Genomic DNA, 824 nt, shown 5'->3' on the forward strand with positions numbered 1-824 from the left:
TGGGCCGCGGCACGCCCCACCTGAACAACCGCCCCTTTGGGAGAAAACACCATGCTCGACCTGCTGATCCACCACGCCACCCTGCCCGACGGGCGCCAGAACATGTCGGTCGCCGTGCAGGACGGCCGCATCACCGAAGTCACCGAAGGCCTGCAAGCGCCCGCGCATGACACCGTGGACGCCGGCGGCCTGCTGCTCTCCCCGCCGTTCGTCGACCCGCATTTCCACATGGACGCCACGCTGAGCTACGGCCTGCCGCGCATCAACGAGAGCGGCACCCTGCTCGAAGGCATTGCGCTGTGGGGCGAGCTCAAGCCCCAGCTCACGCACGAGGCGCTGGTCGAACGCGCGCTCGCCTACTGCGACTGGGCCGTGGCGCGCGGCCTGCTGGCGATCCGCTCGCACGTGGACACCAGCGACGCCAGCCTGCTGCCGGTCGAGGCCCTGCTCGATGTGAAGAAGCGCGTGGCGCCGTACATCGACCTGCAGCTTGTCGCTTTCCCGCAGGACGGCGTGCTGCGCACCCCGGGCGGCCTGGACAATCTGAAACGCGCGCTCGCGCTGGGCGTGGACGTGGTCGGCGGCATCCCGCATTTCGAGCGCACCCTGGCGCAGGGTGCCGAGAGCGTCAAAATCCTCTGCGAACTGGCCGCCGAACTGGGCAAGCGCGTGGACATGCACTGCGACGAGTCGGACGACCCGCTGTCGCGCCACGTCGAAACCCTGGCGTTCGAAACCCAGCGCCTGGGCCTGCACGGCCGCGTGACGGGCTCGCACCTGACATCCATGCACAGCATGGACAACTACTACGTCAGCAAGCTGAT

The 824-nt window shown here is 68.4% G+C and carries 1 protein-coding gene; it reads left to right on the forward strand.

Going from position 1 to position 824, the window contains the following annotated elements; genetic code table 11:
- Positions 1–51: 51 nt before the first annotated feature.
- A partial coding sequence (locus tag QZH66_RS17320; protein ID WP_305807081.1) for a cytosine deaminase occupies positions 52–824 on the forward strand: 773 nt, incomplete at its 3' end.

This window comes from Stenotrophomonas sp. YIM B06876 (assembly GCF_030711595.1).
GTDB lineage: Bacteria > Pseudomonadota > Gammaproteobacteria > Xanthomonadales > Xanthomonadaceae > Stenotrophomonas.